The 16552-nt window shown below is 67.2% G+C and carries 21 protein-coding genes and 1 pseudogene; 9 read left to right on the forward strand and 13 right to left on the reverse strand.

Annotation, left to right across the window (positions count from 1 at the left end; all coding sequences use genetic code 11):
- Nucleotides 1-20: 20 nt before the first annotated feature.
- Entirely contained in the window at nt 21-1478 is a 1458-nt protein-coding gene (locus ACZ3HV_RS38845; protein ID WP_465692150.1) for a sulfatase family protein, read from the reverse strand.
- A gap of 87 nt (nt 1479-1565) precedes the next feature.
- On the reverse strand, nt 1566-2390 hold the full coding sequence (locus ACZ3HV_RS38850; RefSeq protein WP_465692152.1) for a nuclear transport factor 2 family protein: 825 nt from the start codon (nt 2388-2390) through the stop codon (nt 1566-1568).
- Between the two features lie 136 nt (nt 2391-2526).
- Between ACZ3HV_RS38850 and ACZ3HV_RS38855 the strand changes: the two genes are divergently transcribed.
- Nucleotides 2527-3261, forward strand: a complete 735-nt coding sequence (locus ACZ3HV_RS38855; RefSeq protein ID WP_465692154.1) for a GAF and ANTAR domain-containing protein — start codon at nt 2527-2529, stop codon at nt 3259-3261.
- On the opposite strand, the gene ACZ3HV_RS38860 is transcribed toward ACZ3HV_RS38855, so the two are convergent.
- Nucleotides 3262-3585 (reverse strand): plasmid stabilization protein, encoded by a 324-nt coding sequence (locus ACZ3HV_RS38860; RefSeq protein ID WP_465692156.1) that lies wholly within the window; start codon nt 3583-3585, stop codon nt 3262-3264. It abuts the gene before it with no gap.
- A gap of 105 nt (nt 3586-3690) precedes the next feature.
- Here ACZ3HV_RS38860 and ACZ3HV_RS38865 point away from each other — a divergent pair, with 105 nt between their 5' ends.
- Nucleotides 3691-4170, forward strand: coding sequence for a DUF6328 family protein (locus ACZ3HV_RS38865; protein WP_465692158.1), 480 nt, complete (start codon nt 3691-3693; stop codon nt 4168-4170).
- A gap of 167 nt (nt 4171-4337) precedes the next feature.
- Here ACZ3HV_RS38865 and ACZ3HV_RS38870 read toward each other — a convergent pair whose 3' ends face one another.
- The 5 genes from ACZ3HV_RS38870 to ACZ3HV_RS38890 form a co-directional block, all read right to left on the reverse strand.
- Nucleotides 4338-4685, reverse strand: coding sequence for a DUF1707 SHOCT-like domain-containing protein (locus ACZ3HV_RS38870; protein ID WP_465692160.1), 348 nt, complete (start codon nt 4683-4685; stop codon nt 4338-4340).
- Nucleotides 4682-5269, reverse strand: coding sequence for an ArsR/SmtB family transcription factor (locus ACZ3HV_RS38875; protein ID WP_465692162.1), 588 nt, complete (start codon nt 5267-5269; stop codon nt 4682-4684). Before ACZ3HV_RS38875 ends, ACZ3HV_RS38870 begins: the two co-directional genes overlap by 4 nt.
- Nucleotides 5270-5478: 209 nt before the next feature.
- Complete coding sequence (locus ACZ3HV_RS38880) at nt 5479-5967, reverse strand: hypothetical protein (RefSeq protein WP_465692164.1); 489 nt, start codon at nt 5965-5967, stop codon at nt 5479-5481.
- Between the two features lie 25 nt (nt 5968-5992).
- Nucleotides 5993-6523 carry a DUF6458 family protein gene (locus ACZ3HV_RS38885; RefSeq protein WP_465692166.1) on the reverse strand — a complete coding sequence of 177 codons (531 nt, stop codon included), beginning with the start codon at nt 6521-6523 and terminating at the stop codon, nt 5993-5995.
- 80 nt (nt 6524-6603) lie between these two features.
- The gene (locus ACZ3HV_RS38890) at nt 6604-7986 is read right to left on the reverse strand and encodes a serine/threonine-protein kinase (protein ID WP_465692168.1); all 1383 of its coding nucleotides are present in this window, start codon (nt 7984-7986) and stop codon (nt 6604-6606) included.
- A 107-nt stretch (nt 7987-8093) separates the two neighbouring features.
- On the opposite strand from ACZ3HV_RS38890, the gene ACZ3HV_RS38895 reads away from it, so the two are divergent.
- Nucleotides 8094-8252: a hypothetical protein gene (locus ACZ3HV_RS38895; RefSeq protein WP_465692170.1), complete on the forward strand. Its 159-nt coding sequence runs from the start codon at nt 8094-8096 to the stop codon at nt 8250-8252.
- Nucleotides 8253-8296: 44 nt separating this feature from the next.
- Here ACZ3HV_RS38895 and ACZ3HV_RS38900 read toward each other — a convergent pair whose 3' ends face one another.
- Nucleotides 8297-8743, reverse strand: coding sequence for an SRPBCC family protein (locus ACZ3HV_RS38900; protein ID WP_465692172.1), 447 nt, complete (start codon nt 8741-8743; stop codon nt 8297-8299).
- A gap of 583 nt (nt 8744-9326) precedes the next feature.
- Here ACZ3HV_RS38900 and ACZ3HV_RS38905 point away from each other — a divergent pair.
- Nucleotides 9327-9509 carry a hypothetical protein gene (locus ACZ3HV_RS38905; RefSeq protein WP_465692174.1) on the forward strand — a complete coding sequence of 61 codons (183 nt, stop codon included), beginning with the start codon at nt 9327-9329 and terminating at the stop codon, nt 9507-9509.
- 6 nt (nt 9510-9515) lie between these two features.
- Here the strand turns inward: ACZ3HV_RS38905 and ACZ3HV_RS38910 are convergent, their stop codons facing one another.
- Together ACZ3HV_RS38910 and ACZ3HV_RS38915 are read right to left on the reverse strand one after the other, a co-directional pair.
- Nucleotides 9516-10739, reverse strand: a complete 1224-nt coding sequence (locus ACZ3HV_RS38910) for an MFS transporter (protein ID WP_465692176.1) — start codon at nt 10737-10739, stop codon at nt 9516-9518.
- A 70-nt stretch (nt 10740-10809) separates the two neighbouring features.
- Nucleotides 10810-11307: a winged helix-turn-helix transcriptional regulator gene (locus tag ACZ3HV_RS38915; protein ID WP_465692178.1), complete on the reverse strand. Its 498-nt coding sequence runs from the start codon at nt 11305-11307 to the stop codon at nt 10810-10812.
- Nucleotides 11308-11319: 12 nt separating this feature from the next.
- Here ACZ3HV_RS38915 and ACZ3HV_RS38920 point away from each other — a divergent pair.
- Together ACZ3HV_RS38920 and ACZ3HV_RS38925 are read left to right on the forward strand one after the other, a co-directional pair.
- Nucleotides 11320-12290, forward strand: a pseudogene (locus tag ACZ3HV_RS38920) (ABC transporter ATP-binding protein).
- Nucleotides 12287-13057: an ABC transporter permease gene (locus ACZ3HV_RS38925; RefSeq protein WP_465692180.1), complete on the forward strand. Its 771-nt coding sequence runs from the start codon at nt 12287-12289 to the stop codon at nt 13055-13057. The pseudogene ACZ3HV_RS38920 and the gene ACZ3HV_RS38925 overlap by 4 nt, the downstream one beginning before the upstream one ends.
- On the opposite strand, the gene ACZ3HV_RS38930 is transcribed toward ACZ3HV_RS38925, so the two are convergent.
- On the reverse strand, nt 13054-13914 hold the full coding sequence (locus ACZ3HV_RS38930) for a hypothetical protein (protein ID WP_465692182.1): 861 nt from the start codon (nt 13912-13914) through the stop codon (nt 13054-13056). The genes ACZ3HV_RS38925 and ACZ3HV_RS38930 overlap by 4 nt on opposite strands.
- Nucleotides 13911-14183, reverse strand: a complete 273-nt coding sequence (locus ACZ3HV_RS38935; RefSeq protein ID WP_465692184.1) for a hypothetical protein — start codon at nt 14181-14183, stop codon at nt 13911-13913. Before ACZ3HV_RS38935 ends, ACZ3HV_RS38930 begins: the two co-directional genes overlap by 4 nt.
- Before the next feature lie 270 nt (nt 14184-14453).
- Between ACZ3HV_RS38935 and ACZ3HV_RS38940 the strand changes: the two genes are divergently transcribed.
- From ACZ3HV_RS38940 to ACZ3HV_RS38950, 3 genes are read left to right on the forward strand one after another with little or no spacing between them, the layout of a single operon-like run.
- Entirely contained in the window at nt 14454-14738 is a 285-nt protein-coding gene (locus tag ACZ3HV_RS38940) for a twin-arginine translocation signal domain-containing protein (protein WP_465692186.1), read from the forward strand.
- A gap of 14 nt (nt 14739-14752) precedes the next feature.
- Entirely contained in the window at nt 14753-16132 is a 1380-nt protein-coding gene (locus tag ACZ3HV_RS38945; RefSeq protein WP_465692188.1) for a DUF4331 domain-containing protein, read from the forward strand.
- Entirely contained in the window at nt 16129-16467 is a 339-nt protein-coding gene (locus ACZ3HV_RS38950) for a hypothetical protein (protein ID WP_465692190.1), read from the forward strand. The genes ACZ3HV_RS38945 and ACZ3HV_RS38950 overlap by 4 nt, the downstream gene beginning before the upstream one ends.
- Nucleotides 16468-16552 lie beyond the last annotated feature (85 nt).

Below are 16552 nucleotides of genomic sequence, written 5' to 3' on the forward strand. Positions count from 1 at the left end.
GGTCGGCAGCGCCGCGCGGGTCAGGCCCAGCGCCAGTTGTGCTTGGTGGTCTTCGGTACATAGGCCCCGGCCGGCAGGTCGTCGGCGACGCGGATCATCCACCGCACCAACGTGGCCTGCAACGCGTCCAGCACGTCATGGTGGGCGGGGTCGTCGGACAGGTCGACCAGCTCGGCCGGATCGGCACGGAGGTCGAACAGCCTTCGCCGGCCACGGTCGTCCACGATCAACTTGTGGTGACCGCTGACCAGCATGCGTTCGCCACCGCTCTGGGTGACGCTGTTCAGTTCGTCGTACGTCGAGCCGTCGTAGGGGAAATGCAGTTCCGGGCGGTCCTGCTCGTCGTACGACACACCGCCGTACCCGAGCTCGGCGTACATGCTGCCGAACTCGGCCTCGGGTCCTTCTTCGCCGGCGAGCAGTGGCGCGAGGCTTCGGCCCTGCACCCCGTCCGGCAGGTCCGCGCCGACCACCTCACACACGGTCGGGAGCAGGTCGACCATGGACACCAACTCGTCGCGATGCCCCGGCTCCACCCCCGGTCCGCTGATGACAAAGGGGATTCGCATCAGCGCATCCGACATGCCTGCACCCTTGCGCTGCAGCCCGTACTCCCCCACGTAGTCGCCGTGATCGCTGACGAACACGACCAGCGTGTCGTCGAGCCGATCACCGAGACCGTCCAGCAGGCGGGCGATCTGGTCGTCGATCAGGCGCAGCATGCCGAGGTAGTTGGCCCGGTACCTTCGCCAGGCATCGTCGTACCCAGGTCGCTTGTCGGCGACCAGTTCGTGCAGCCAGCGATAGCGCCAGCCGAGCTCCGGGATCGCCTCCGGACCGGCCAGCCGATCCGGTACGTCGTCCTCGGGGAAGAGACTGAAATACGGCTCCGGCACCTGGTACGGGTTGTGCGGCTCTGGAAACGAGACCCACAGGAAGAACGGATCCTCCGCGGACGTCGTACCCACCGCGTCGAGCGCGCCGGACACGATCCGGTACGGCAGTTGCGCCTCGAGCGGGTACGGCGTCGGCTCCGAAGCCACCCCGTGGTCGAGTCCGTGCAGCCACTGGTCGAACGCTGCCTCGGTGCCAGACGCCGCCGGACCACGATCATGCATGAACGGACCGTGGAACGTATCGAAGTCTTCAGCCGAGCGATGCATGTGCGGTTTCCCCGCGAAGTGCAGCGAGTAGCCGCTGCCGCGAAGTACGTCGAGCAGATCATCCGAGTAGTACGCATGCTGCGCGTTGCTGTTCTGCCGAACCCGGTGCGCGGTCGGGAAGCGACCGGTGAGCAAGCTCGTCCGCGCCGGCACACACGCCGGGTAACTCGTGTAAGCCCGCTCGAACGACGCCCCCGCCGCCGCAATCCCATCCAGACACGGCATCGTGTCCAGCCCGAACCCCGACCCGGCAGTGAAACCAGCCCGATGCTGATCGGTCATCAACAACAGGATGTTCGGACGGCTCGTCGACATGCCGCGACTTTACAGCGCTGTAAATCTTTCTGTCTACAGCGCTGTAAATTTCGCGCACAAGAAGATGCTTGGCCCGCTCCGGACTGACTACATGGGGCTTGGGGGTTCTACGTCGTCGTAGATGCGGACTGCTGTGAGGAGGCCGTCCGGGCTGCGTTCGTAGACGGCGATGCCGGCTTGGGGTGGTACGGCGTGGGTTCCCCAGGAGATGAGGTTGTACTCCAGGGCGCAGCGGATGCCGTCGTCGATCATCGTGCAGCTTTGGAGGCCGATGCCGCCGGCGCTGAAGGTACCGGTGTAGAAGGATCGGAGTTCGTGGGCGCCGCGATGGATGTAGTGCGGTCCGATCGGCTCGGCGACGTACCCGTCCGGCACGAAGGTCTTCAGGATCGATTCGGTGTCACCGGTGGCGAGCGCACCGAGATGGCGGCCGACGACGTCGCCGGGCTCGGCGTGCCCGGGCTCGAAGACCGGAGGTCTGACGTGGCGTCGTCCGTCGACCGGCCACTGGCTGCAGTACGTGCGGAACACGACCGATCGATCGTCCGGTGATTCGGCGACGACCGCCATCGGCCAGGGCACCTCGCGGCCGTCGTACCGCACGTGGGCCAGGAGCTCGACGACGGCGCGCGTACCGACGACGGTCGACGCCATCGTCTCGATCCGCGCCTCGTGCTCAGCCAGCCACGAGCGGTTGTCCTGGACGAAGGTCCGCAACTCTCGGTGACCGCGGACAACTCCGGCCCGTGGATCGTGGATCACCACCTCGCCGGGCCACACGACCTCGAGAGCGTCGGTCCTGCCTTCGTTCAACGCGGTGAAGTACTGCGCGACCGGATCAGCCTGCCCGGCGATCCGAATCTCGCGCCGCGCCAACTCTGCCGCACTGCTGAACTCCGGAAACCACGGCATCTCCGCCCCACCTCCTGAGCCACGCACCACGCAGCACGCTACCGCCAAGGATGTCGCACACACCACCGACGCCCGCCAGGAAACAGCCGCCACACCGGCTGATGGATTAGGCAATCCGGCGACGAATCACGCAAACTTGGCCTCTGCACTCCGGAGATGTGGGTGGTTCTTCACCCATGCCCCCGGGGGACTTCTCAGTGCCGAACCAGCCGGAGCTTTCGGTCGCGGCAGCGCTCTCCCAACTCACCGTGGACTCCACGACGCCGGCGTCGATCAGGTCGCGGCCGCGGTCGTCGAGTTCGCTGCCCAGACGCTTGCCTGGCCGTTCGCCAGCCTTGTACTGACCCGACGCGCCGGCCGGGTCGAGCTTGCGGCGCTCTCCGACCCGGCCATCGGACCGCTCTGCCGGGACCTGCTCACCGAGGGCAGTCCGCTGCTGGTCGTGGCGCGCGGCAACGACCCGGTCGTCGTCGACCATTCCAACGATCAGGTGCAGCCGCCGGCCGGCGTTGCCGCCGTCGCCCATCTGCCGTTGAGGGTCGAGTCCGGCCCGGTGGGAGCTCTCAGCCTGTACGAGAGCGACCCCGATCGAGTGGGGAACGAACGCCTCACGATCGCCGCTCTCCTCGCGCAACATGCGTCGGCAGCGATCACCCAAGCACGTCATCGCGAATCGATGCTGAACGCCGTCGAGGCACGCAAGCTGGTCGGCCAGGCCGTAGGCATCCTCATGCAACGGTTCGACATCGGCGCCGACCTGGCGTTCCACGTCCTCAGCCGCCACTCACAGCACAGCAACATCAAACTCCGTGAAATCGCCGAGTACGTCCTCCGCCACCGCCGCCTACCGACTCCACCTGGCTCCGAATAGCTACCGGCCGACGGCCTTCGCCAACTGGGCCTTGTTCATCGACGAACGGCCCTTGATGTTCTTCTGTTTGGCCTCGTTGTAGAGCTGTTCCTTGGTGCGGCCCTTCGAGCCGCTGTGTGACCGCAGGCCGCCGCGCCGGCTGGACGACATGTCGTGCGTGGAGGAACGGCTCTTCTGCTTCGCCTCCCCCGCACGCGCCCGCTCCTTGTTCACCGTCCGTGCCGCGATCTCCTCGGCGGTGTCCTCGCTCCGGCCACTCTTCTTCAGCCCGGCCTTGATGTGCTCGTACTGCCGTTCCCGCTTCGGACTCGAACCTGCAGGCATGACGCGCTCTCCCTTCGCTCAGCCGCCCGGTACCCGCATCCCGGTCGACTACGCGTGTTCCGGGGTACTGGGTGCTTACCCGCCTACCCAGACGTGAGGAAAGCGATGACCGTCCGACCGTACGAACGCGACGAAGAGAACGCCGGTGCCCGGCTGGACCGGCATTGGAGCGAACTCCTGCAGGAGCTGCGCCTCGCCCAGACCGGCACGCAGATCCTGTTCGCCTTCCTGCTGACCATCGCCTTCCAGAACCAGTTCCAGGCCGCCGACCAGTTCACGCACTACGTGTACGCCGTCACCCTGACCACGTCGGCCCTCGCGGTCGCGCTGTTCCTGGCCCCGGTGTCCTTCCACCGCATCCTCTACCAGCAGAAACTCCGCGACCGGCTGGTCCCGATCACCCATCGCCTGATCAGCGTCGGACTCGTCTTCCTGCTCGCAGCGATCGCCGGCGGGGTCCTGATCGCCCTGGACGCGATCCTCTCCCGTCCCGTCGCGCTGGTCATCCTCGGCGCGGTCGTGATCTGGTTCGTCGTCTTCTGGTACGCGCTTCCCGCCTACGTACGCCGTACCGCCCGATCGTGACCGAGCTCCGCCTGTAGCCAGGCGATTCCCCTCCGACCACCGCCCCGTCATCACCGACCTCCGCTGGCACGACCGCTAGCCCTACTCAACAGGCGGCCGGAACGCGGGGGCTGGGACACCTTCTGGGGCCCTCAGACAAGCAATAACCTGTTCACCCCCACCAATACCTATCCCCACCTCCTCTCTCGGAGGTAGTAGATGAGCCAGTAGACGAGGGCCGCGGGTGGCGAGGTGCACAGGAGGATGATCAGCAGGCGGGTGTCGATCTCAGCTGTGGGTGACGCGGCTGCTTCCACCTCGACCGGTAGATCCGTCACGAGCGCGTCGAGTTGGTCGCGGGTTCGTGCTGCGTACGCCTCGGCCAAGCGTTCTTCGAGCTCGGGCAATGTCAGCCGGCCAACCGCGAAGTGGTGTTGCAGCTGCGCCCCGACCTGATCGCGCTCGGCGTCCGAGGCCCGGATCGCAATCGCCGTCCGGGTGTTGGGGTCGGTCGTGCAGTCCTCACTGTCATTCATGACGACCTCTCAGACTCTGGTGGTGCAGCAGCGTCCGGGGACGGGCGGTCTTGCAGGTCAACGATCGCGACAACCACTCGCGTCCAGGTCCCTGGCGCATCGCGGTCCCCAGACTGGGTGGCGAGCCGTTCGATGTGGCCGCGCAGTTCGGCGAGCGCCTCGTCGGTCAGCCGCATGGCACCGCGGTGCACAGAGACCTCCCGACGTCCGCCGGCCTGCTCGGACCGGTAGGCGGCGTTGATATCAGCCCGGGTAGCGTCCAGGATCGACCCGAGGAACTCGGCCATCTCTTCCGGGCTCGCGGCATCGCCGGGGGGTTCTGTGACCGCGGGCGCATAGACCCGCTCGACCTTGCCGCGGGCCAGCGGCCGGTACTCGGCGATCTCGATCAGCCGGGCCTGTTCGAGCTGCCCCAGGTGGTAGTAGAGCCGGTCAGCCGGTACGTCGGCCCGCTCGGCGAGCTCCCGTGCGGACTGCGGCCTCTCCCACAGCGCCTCCAGAAGCCGGATCCGCAGCGGATCGGCCAGCGCCTTGTGCACCCCACGCCACCGCCGGGCCGACGTACCTGAGCCTTCTGCGCTCATCGACCCCACCCCGCTCATTGCACTGATTTCCGTTGGTTGGAAGATTCTACAACGACCGCAGGTCACAGGATCCGGCAATCTGGGCTTTTGGTACTTGCCGGCATCCAGAGACCGGCGCCGGCTCCTTGTGGCTCCATCAAGGACGCCACTACCGACAGCCGCTGGCCGAGATGGGCACCCACGGCCGCCGAGAACGGGATGCGTCTCACTCATGCCTGATCAGTACCGAGCACAACCTTCCGCAGCGCTTGGCTGATCACTTCGGTGAGGGCAGGATGGATCCAATAGGGGCGCTCGGCAAGACTCTGAGCACCAATGTCGAGTGTCATCGCCATGACCAGCGGTTGGATGAGGGTCGCCGCCTGCGGCCCCATGATGTGCGCGCCCAGAAGACGACCCGTGCCACGGTCGGCGAGCACCTTGCAGAAACCTGTGGTGTCTTCCATTGCCCACCCATACGCGACATCGGCGAATTGGGTGCTTGCGGCAACATAATTCCGCGCCGCGTCACGGCAGTCCTGCTCGGTCGCACCCACTGACGCAATCTGCGGATAGGTGAAGACTGCGGCCGGTACGACGTCGTGGTCGGTAGCGCGCAGCTGGCGCGGGTGGCGGAGATTGTGTGCGACCACCTCGGCCTCGCGATTCGCGACATGCTTGAGCGGGTACGGCGTACAGTTGTCGCCGAGCGCGAACACCCCGTCGACCTCAGTGCGCTCGCTGTCAGGACTCGGTGCGCGGCCCTTGAGGCTCAGGGGCGGTGGGCGGCGACGGAGTGGCGGCTGATGATGTCACGGGCGCCGCGCGGTTAGGTGCCGGTGTGTGCAGGCCGCTCGCGGCGGGATCGAGCTCCACATGCCGTTCGGTGGCGGTGTCGGCGGCTTGATCGACCTTCGGCGGGGCCTTGCGTGTCACTGCGACAGGCCAGGTCACTTTGAACGCGGCAGCGCGCGAGCTGCGCTTGGCGCGAGCCTTCGGCGGGGGTGCGGACTCGGTGCGTTCGGAGGCCTCGGCGTACTGTCTCGCGGTGTCCTCGATGGTGCGGTACTCCTCCTCCACGGCCGGATCGAGCGCCTGGGTTTCGACTCGCCTGCGCCTGTTCGTGATGTAGAAGGAGAGCCAGATGCCGGCTCCGCCCGCGAGCATGATCACCACACCGACGATGTTGAGGTCCACCGCATCACTTCGGTCACGGATACCGAAGGCAAGGATCGCGCCTACCGTAATCAGGAAGATGCCGGCACCGATACTCATCACGCCTCCCGGAACGCCACCTGTCTGTGCGCCCCCGGTACCCACTGGTGAATCTGCGCGCACTCGCCGCAGGGCTGCCGCTAGTCCGATCCCGGCCCGGCGTTCTGTGCGGCTGGTGATGGTGACTGGGTTGATGGTGCGCTTGTTGTGGGGGCGTCGGTTGGCGCGGTACTGGAGGGGGAGGTCGTGGGAGTGGGGTCGCTGGGTGTCGTGCTGGGCCTGGCTGTCGTGCTGGGTGACGTGGTGGTGGGCGACGGCGTACTGATCGGGGCAGTGCTGGGCGAAGGGGTGCCCGATTTGGACGGGATTTGTGACGGCTCAGCTGACGTGGTCGCAGTCGACTGACGCGCAGTACCAGGCTGGGTTGGACCGGTGGTTGATGCAGTTCTCGTCGCGGCGGGCTTCGGTCCTGGCGTGCTTTGGGTCGGTTGGGGACCGACGTCGGTGGTTGGAGGCAGCCGCTTGTCGTTTTCGTTGAGTACGACGCCAGTCGTCACAGCCGCCGCCGTGGCGATGACGGCGATCAGTCCCGCCACAAGAGCCTTGTTTCGCATCCGATTGGGCGGCTCATCGGTCCGAGTGTCCGCGATGGGGTCTCGCTCGGCGGTTGGATCCGAGGCGGCGGGGACGGCGACGAGAGGCCAGGGGGCATGTCCGGGCAACTGGGTACGCAAGGCGCCGGCGGCGATCTCGTCGGCCGTTGGACGGTCAGCGGGATCCTTGGCCAGCATCTGGAGCAGAACGTTCTCGAACGATCCACTGAGCTCGGGGCGGCTCGCGCTCGGTGGTGCGGGAGGCGTGTCGACGTGCTGGTACAGAATTGCCGCCGGGTGATCCGCCGTGAACGGCGGTCGACCGGTGACCAACTGGTAGAGCACACAACCCAGCGCGTACACGTCTGATGCCTTGCCGGCCTGCGCGCCTTTCGCTTGCTCGGGCGCGAGGTAGTGCGTGGTGCCGATGATCTGGCCGGCCGCGGTGAGCGTGGTCGATCCTTGTCCTGGAAGGTGGGCGATACCGAAGTCCGCGACTTTGACGGTCCCGTCCGCTGCGAGCAGCAGGTTGCCCGGTTTCACATCACGATGGACGACGTCCTCGCGATGCGCCGCGGCCAGGCCCCTGGCGGCCTGTTCGACGATGTCGATGGCGCGGTCTTTCGGCAGGGTGCCGTGCTCGGCGAGTTCTTCTGCGACTGACCGGCCTTCGACCAACTCCATCACCAAGAAGAACCCGTCATCGTGGTCGCCGAAGTCATACACCGACACGACGTGCGCATCGCTCACCCTCGCCGCGGCTCGCGCCTCACGATGGAATCGCTCAGCCGCTCTCACACCCTGATCGGTCGGCAACAACAACTTGACGGCGACCAAACGCCCCAACTGTTCATCGGTGGCGCGGAAGACCTCTCCCATGCCGCCCCGACCAATTGAGGGACCCATTCTGTACCGCTTCGCAACCAGCATCCCGCCACCCGTACCCAACGCCATCCCCAGCCAACCTAACCAGGGGGCAAAGGTGCCGCATGGCCTTGGGTACCGGGCGGGGCCAAACGAGCTGGAGGGACAGTTGGATGGCCGGGGACGTTGTTGATCTGATGATGCAGGACCACCGCGAGGTCGAGCGTTTGTTCGACGAACTGAAGGACAATCCGGAGAAGCGTCCGAATTTGCTTCCGGTGCTGACGACCCTGCTGACCGCTCACAGCCGCGCCGAGGAGAGCCTTGAGTAGGGCTTCGGGGAAGGCGGGGAGGTCGTCTGGGTTGCGGCTTGTGATCAGGTTTTCGTCGGTGCCTGCTTCTCGGCGAGGAGGGCGAGGCGTTCCAGGGTTTCGGCGTTGCGGGCGCGGAGCATGACGTCTGCTACTGCTGAGGGCATCAGGGCCGCGGGGCCGCTGGTTGTGTGTTCGCGCATGACGAGTCGGCAGCCTTCGGCGGTCTCGGTTGCTACGAACTCGACCTCGCCTTCGCCCACCGGCCAGACTCGGACCCGCAACAGCAGGCGGCGCAGGGGCTCGTACTCGAGGGCTCTCGTCGTGTCGTCGATCAGTAGCGGCCAGGCCCCGACCGAGTGGTGGATGCTGCGGCCGGGTTCCGGGAAACCCGCTTCGACGTCGCGGACCCTGGATGCGCCGACGACCCAGCCGGCGTACGACCATCCGTCCGTCAGGATCGCGAACACGTCCTTGATGTCCGCGTGGATCAGCCGCTCGTTCTCGCTCATTGGTCGACCTCCCGTTCCTGGCCCTCAGGTACCCCTCACCGAGCACTTCATCCGAACGAGTGCGCCACTAGCCGAGGACGCGCCGTGCCTGGGCCGCCATGGTGAGGTCCTCCCGCGCCGGTACGACGCACGCCGTCACCCGCGATCCAGACGCGGTGATGACCCGCTCGCGACGACCCACGGGACAAGGAGACGGAGGGCCACTACAAGTTCCCGTACGGCGATTTCCGCCGCGTGCACCGCTGCGGCGTGATCAGCGCCGAGTCCCGGGCCGCCCAGTACGAGCACGACGAGATCACCAAGGCGCTCGAAAGCCTGCACAAGCTGCTCGACGGGGATCACGCCTGACCTTGTGTAACGTCTTTCGGTTGGGGCGCGATGTGGTGGGTGAAGCGTGGACCGGTCGATGTCGGACTGCCTCGGTCGGGTCACGGCACCACCTACGGGGGTTGGTCACACGTGAGACCAACGATTCCAGGTCCCGGTGTTCAGAACAGCAGCTCCGGGACCGTCCAACTCGGCAAGCGCTGCCGGCGTGTCCGGGTTGGGGTCAGCGAACGACGGCTGGGGGGAGGACCCGACGATGTGCGCAACGACGCAACGGCTCATCACGCTGCTGCGCATCCTCGAACGCGAGCCTGCCCCCTTCGGAGCCCTCGGCGACGACGCGCTCCTCGACGCCTGGTTCGGGACCCGCTCTCCCCTCGTCGGACACCCGCAGCGCCCGGAGGCCCACGAGGACGTGCCGGCGCCTGTGTCGCCGTGACGACCTTCAAGACCGCCGGAGTCGGAGCTGGGCGACGAGGCTGATCAGGGCGAGCAGCACGGTCGTCGCTGTGTACAAGGTCACTGCCGGGATCTCCCCGAGCGGGCCGGCGAGTTGCCCGGCGATCACGATCGGAACACCGAGGGCGACGTACGAGACCAGGTAGATCCCGGCGATGACCGCGGCACGCTGGTGAACCGGAGCGAGCGGGAAGACCAGCCGCAGCGCGGCCGTGAACGCCGCGCCGAAGCCGACGCCGGCCACTGCCTGACCGACGATCATGATCGGCAGGCTCCCGGCCAGGACACCACCGATGATGCCGACCGCTCCGACGATCGACGCATGGATCCCGATCGTCATCGCCCGTCGTGGCTCGACCCTCGCGAAGGCGAGGCCGACGACGGCGGAGACGGCTGGTGCGACGAATCCGGCGAAGCCGTTGAGCAGGCCGCTGTTCAGGTGGAACACGCTGCGCACCATGCTCGGCGCGAGTCCACCGGACAGGCCGGCGAGCATCCACACCGCGGCGACCACGGGCGCCGCCGCGGCGAACTCCCGTCGTACAGCCGGCGGGAAGGCGATCCGCGGAATCAGCGACCGCGCTGCGCCCGGTACCCGCGACACGGTCTCCGGCGACAGTACGGCGACGACGATCCCCAGCGCGGTGAGGACCGTCAGCGAGATGAAGACGATCGAGTTGGCTCGGGGCGTGAGCTGGATCGCCAACCCCGCCAGCAACGAGCCGGCTCCGAGCCCTCCGGTGAGACCGACGCTACCGAGGACCGCACCCAGTCGCTTGCGGTTCGTCGGCGCCAACTCGACGAGCGCCGCCGTGAACGCCGACGTGGCGGCGCCGCTCGCGACGCCCTGCACGATCCGGCCGGCGATCACCCAGCCGACGTCCGAAGCAGCCAGGAACAACAGGTTGGACGCGATCTGGACGATCATTGCCCCGATCAACACCGGTCGCCGTCCGATGTGGTCGGACAGTGAACCAACGGTGAGTACGGCGGCCAGGAAGCCGACCGCGTAGACGGCGAAGGCCACCGTGAGAACGGCCGGCGCGAAGTTCCACCTCTCCTTGTAGACCACCAGGAGCGGTGTCAGCGCACCGGCGGCCAGGTAGAGGCTCGTGAACGAGATCGCCGCACCGGCGACCGCGAACCCGGCCGGTAGCGTGCGACGGCGCCGACTTGACGGCACCTCAGTACGAAGCTGTGTCGACAGCAAGAGAATGCTCCTTCGAGAAGACCAGGCGCGCTGGTCGACAGTTGTCGATACCTGCGCCCGATCCCGAAGCTCAGCTGCTCTGCACGTCGGCCCAATCCCCGTTGGCGACGATCGCGAGGTCCTCGAGCTCGAGGTCCCGGCCGGATTCGGTCCGCGGACCGATGACAACCGGCTCACCGGTGCCCCGCTCCACCAGACGCAGCGGACCACCGTCCTCGGCCTGCAGGTACTTGTTGCCCCACTGCATCAGTGCGAACACCGCAGGGAGCAGGTCCCTCCCCTTGTCGGTCAGGACATATTCGTAGCGGGTGCGTTGACCTGGCTCCCGGTACGGCTCTTTCGTGAACAGCTCGATGTCGCTGAGTTCCTTGAGGCGGGCCGCGACGATGGCGTCGGTCGACTTGGTCCGCCGGACGAAGTCGTCGAACCTGGTCGTGCCGTACAGCGCCTCGCGCAGGATCAGCATCGACGACCGCGTGCCGATCAGGTCCATCGCCCGTGCGATCGAGCAGTTGTCCAGCCGCCACGTGCTCCGGTCGGCCAGAACCCCTTCGAAGGTGATCGACATCTTCCCGTCTCCATGACTCGGACACTGGACTCACTTCCACGCCGGGCGTTCAATGCCGTTGGCAAGGACCTTTGGGGAGGGCAGTTGACCAGCGCGGTGATCACGGCCGACGGGCTGCGGAAGTCGTACGGGCACCACGACGCGGTGCGCGGGATCGACCTGGAGGTTCGCGCGGGCGAGATCTTCGCCTTCCTCGGCCCGAACGGCGCCGGCAAGACGACGACCGTCGAGATTCTCGAGGGATACCGGGACCCGACCGCCGGGAAGGTCGAGGTGCTCGGCGCCGATCCGGCCCGCGCGGACCGGGAGTGGCGATCGCGGATCGGTGTGATGTTGCAGAGCTGGCAGGTCGAGCCGGCGCTCACCGTCCGCGAGTCGCTCGAGCAGTTCGCCGGCTACTACCCACGACGCTACCGGTCGACGAGGTGGTCCAGCTCGTCGGCCTCGAGGAACAGGGCCGTACTCGCGCCGGCCGACTCTCCGGTGGTCAGCAGCGCCGGCTCGACCTCGGGATCGCCTTGATCGGTGACCCTGAACTCTTGTTCCTCGACGAGCCCACCACCGGTTTCGATCCGGCAGCACGCCGCGGGGCGTGGCAGATCATCGCCTCGCTACGAGAAGCCGGCAAGACCGTACTGCTGACGACTCATTACCTGGACGAGGCCCAAGCGCTCGCCGACCGCGTCGCGATCCTCGTGGACGGCCGGATCCGGACCGAGGGGCCGCCGGACTCCCTGGTGGCCGGCCACGCGACGCGGATTACCTTCACACTCCCCCACGGCGTCGAGCTCCCCGCCCTCCCCGAGCCGGCCGAGGTATCAGCCGGCCGGGTCGAGCTTCGCTCCCACGAACCTGTGCCACTGGTCCACGCACTGACCGCCTGGGCCGTCCAGAACGAACTCGACCTCACCGACTTCGAGGTACGACGACCCAGCCTCGAGGACGTCTACCTCGAGCTCACGACCGGGGCGGCGCAACCGTGAGCCTCGTGCGGCACCAGGTCCGCTACGACTGGAAGACGTTCTGGCGGAGTCCGAGCACGATCTTCTTCGCCGTCGTCCTGCCGATCATGTTCCTGATCATCTTCGTCACCGTGTTCGGAAACCAGCGGATGGAACTCGCCGACGGGCAGCTGGTCAGCGGCGCGACGTACTATCTGCCGGGCATCGTGACCCTCGGGATCGTTCAGACCACCTTCACCAACCTCACCGTCTCCCTCACCGCCTCCCGCGAGCGCGGTCTGCTGAAACGGCTCCGCACCACGCCACTCCCGACCTGGACGTTCATGGCCGGACGCATCATCACGTCCGCGGTCGCGGCGATCCTGCTTGTCGTGGTCCTCGTGGCCATCGGGCGGATCGTGTACGACGTCGCCGTACCGACCACCACGATCGCGGCCGGTCTGCTGGCTCTCGTGGTCGGGACCTTCACCTTCTCGGCCCTCGCGTTCGCCGTGTCGGCGGCGATCCCGTCCCAGGACGCGGCCGTGCCGATCACGAACGCCATCACCCTCCCGCTGTACTTCATCTCCGGAATCTTCATCCCGCAGGAACTCATCCCGAGTGGCGTCCGCGAGTTCGCGCAGATCTTCCCGGTGCAGCGGCTCTACGACGCGTTCCTGACCGTCTTCGACCCAGCAACCACAGGCGCCGGATTCGAACCCGTCGACCTCGCCATCGTCGCCGCCTGGGGCGTCGTCGCCACCATCATCGGTACGACGACCTTCCGCTGGGCACCTCGCACCAGCTAGGTCGGCAGAAGGCGATGGACCAGGTCGAGGATGCGGGACGGCGGCGGCTCCCAGAAGCTGTCGTCGGCTGACAGCGCGTAGGTCAGGGATCCGCCGTCGATGAAGTCCAGCAGACCCGGGTCGGCGAGTTCGTTGGCCGACCATTCGTAGAGCTGTCGCAGCCGCGGGACGATCACCCCGAAGTCCAGGAGCCGACCGAGCCCGAGTTCCTGTCGGAGGTAGTACCGGACCTCCTCGCGCAGAGGGTACTCGTCCGGCAGCACGCGGGACAGCTGGAGGAAGATCCCGGCCATGCCGACCCTTGGGTCACCGAGCAGCGGGGCGAGCGGACGAAGCCAGCCCAGTGCGATCCGCGGCGCGGCCACCAGGGCGTGGGTGTAGAGCACCCGGCAGAGCACGACGTTCATGAAAAACCGCTCCGCTGTATTCTCCGTCTCGGCCAGTGCGCGGTGCTCCAGGTACCCGGCGACCACGCTGCCGTTGTGCGCTCGCCACCACGCCCTGGCGGTCGGGTACTGCGCGAAGGACAACCAGTAGGCGACCGTGCGCGACGAAGCCGAGCCGGCCAGTTCCCCGCTCAGTGCCACCGCCTCGCAGCCGTCCCGAAGGACGCGCTCATTCACCGCCCGCCACCACGGACTCCCTGGACGGTCACTGAACGGTGGCTGCAGCACACCGCGCCGCAACTCCCATCGCATCGCCGACATCGCCGCGCGGCGATAGGGCAGGTGCCGAGGTGCCTTGCCGAACGGACCGTAGTAGCAGCGCTGCATCAGGGCGAGCCGGCCGGACGGGTCATCCCGGACGGCCGCGACCTGCTGCTCGGCCCAAGCAGCGGCCGTCATGCCAGAACTCACCGCAACAGGATGGCACTCAACCCCAGGCCCGCGATCACCACAGTGCAGGTGACGAGCAGGCTGACGAGCAGCGGGGCCCGGACTTTGCGCGGCGGCCTGTCGTGGCCGCGGGCCAACTCTTCGTGACGGCCGAGCGCGGGTCCCCACCCGAACGGCGCGAACGGCGGATCGCCGCCTGGCATCCCCGGTAGCGGATGGCTGTCGTAGTACGGCATCGATCCGTCGGGCAACGCCGGGCGCGGCTTCGCTGTCCTGTCCTGATCTGACAAAACCTCACTCCTCCCCACGACACCTGCGGCCACTCCCCAGTACCCCAAACCAACAGGTGTGACATCGAATGTACGACGTCATCCCGACACCGGCGAGGGCCGAATATCCAGGCCGCCGCTGGCGCTCACACCGTGCAGGCGAGCGGAGACGTTCCGTCGAATTTCCTTCCCGGCATGGGGTTCGGGCTATCCGTCCGGCGGCCGGCGCCGAACGCGAGGTGGTCCGACTACCGGTGTTCGCCGGTGGTCCAGGCAAAGGGAGGAACAGTCATGAGTGACGCCACACGCCGCGGATTCCTGGTGTTCGCGGGGGCGGGCACGGCGGCCGCGGTCGGTGCGGTCGCAGCGCCGAAGATCTTCAGCGACCGGCCGACGCCGACCGCACCACAGGCCGCATCGAAGCTGACGGCGGCCGAGCTGGCCAACGCCGAGTCGTTCGTCGTCCACGTCAAGAACGTCAAGAAGGGGCAGATGGCCATCATGGTCGGCCAGCGCGAAGTCCTCGTCACCGATCACGAACTGGCCGAGCGCCTGGCCGGCAAGACCACGGCCTGAGGAAGGAACCTGTCATGTCCTCGCACCGCGAAGCGCCCGAGATCTCGAAGGATCCGGTCGCCGACAACACCGATGTGTACGCCTTCGTGTCCCCGGACAAGCCGGACACGGTCACGATCATCGCCAACTTCATCCCGTTCGAGAACCCGTACGGCGGCCCGAACTTCTACGAGTTCGGCGACGACGTGCTCTACCAGATCCACATCTCCAACAGCGGTACCGGGAAGGCGGACATCAGCTACCAGTTCCGCTTCCAGGCCAAGATCCGCAACCCCAAGACGTTCCTGTACAACACCGGCCCGATCACCTCGATCAAGGACCCGAACTGGAACCGCCCGCAGTTCTACTCGGTCACCCGGGTCGAGGCCGGCAAGTCCCGGATCATCGCGCGTGACCTCGCCTCACCACCGGTCAACGTCGGAATCCGCAGTACGCCGAACTACACCAAGCTGGCGCGGCAGGCGATCCACACCATCGGGAGGAACCGCCAGGTCTTCGCCGGTCAGCGCGCGGACGGCTTCTTCGCCGACCTCGGCAGCATCTTCGACCTCGCGGGCCTCCGGCCGTTCCAGATGGCCCACCTGATCCCGTCGGCCGCCGCGATGGGCGTCAACGGGCTGCAGGGATCCAACGTGCACACGATCGCGCTCCAGGTCCCGATCAGCGACCTGACCCGCGACGGCTCGACTCCCAAGGACGTGCTGGACCCGAAGTCCGTCATCGGCGTCTACGCCTCCGCGAGCCGCCAGCAGTCCCGGATCCTCGACGACCTGAGCGGTGACCCGATCTGGCACGGCCCCTACAAACAGGTCTCGCGGCTGGGCAACCCGCTGTTCAACGAGGTCATCGTGCCGATGGCCGAGAAGGACAGGTGGAACCGCCTGGCACCCAAGGACGACAAGGCCTTCGCGAAGTACGTCACCACGCCGGAGCTGGCCGGGCTGTTGCCGGTGCTCTACCCGGGTGTGTTCCCGCGGCTGGCGGCGTACAAGAAGCCCCGGGCCGACCTCGCGGCGATCCTGCTGACCGGTATCCCCAAGGGTGTCGTGCCCGGCTTCCAGAACTACACCGGGCCGGTCCAGGCCGACATGCTGCGGCTGAACGTCGCCGTACCGCCGTCGAAGTCGCCGAACCCGCTCGGGCTGGTGGCAGGCGACGCGGCCGGCTTCCCGAACGGACGCCGGGTCTTCGACGACGTCGTCACCGTCGAGCTGCGCGCGGTCGCCGGAATCACGATCCCGCTGGTCGACCCCGCCTTCAAGCCCGACGACGCGGCCGGTGCGATCAAGGACGGTACGTCGAACACGAACTCCGACTACCTCAACTGGTTCCCGTACCTCGGTACGCCGGCCGGCGGATACTCGTCCACCCCCGGTAAGCCGGCCGTCGCATGACCAGGCCGCTCACGAACGCCGAGGAGAATCCCCATGCGGGTAGGGGATCCTCGGTCCTGCTCGACATCGGCGACGACATCGGCGCGATCGTCATCACCGCCCCCGCCGAGTTGTACGACGCCGAGATCGTCCGCCGCCCGGCCGGCGAACATCGTCATGGGCACTTTCCCCATGTCGGAGTGGTCCAACGATCCGCGCCCGACGGCCGCACCATCCACTCGGCAGTCTTCTTCGACGTACCAGAAGGCCGCTACAACCTCGCCGTACTACCCGACGGTCCCGTCCGGCGCACCGTCAACGTCTCCGGCGGCCGGGTCACCGAAGTGTCCTGGTAGCCACGCCTGAACTCTGGCACAAGGCAAACCGGCCACCTACCCTCGAAACAGGGGGTGGGTGGCCGGCTGCAGCCGGCAATGGCGG

The organism is Kribbella sp. NPDC020701 (assembly GCF_055562215.1).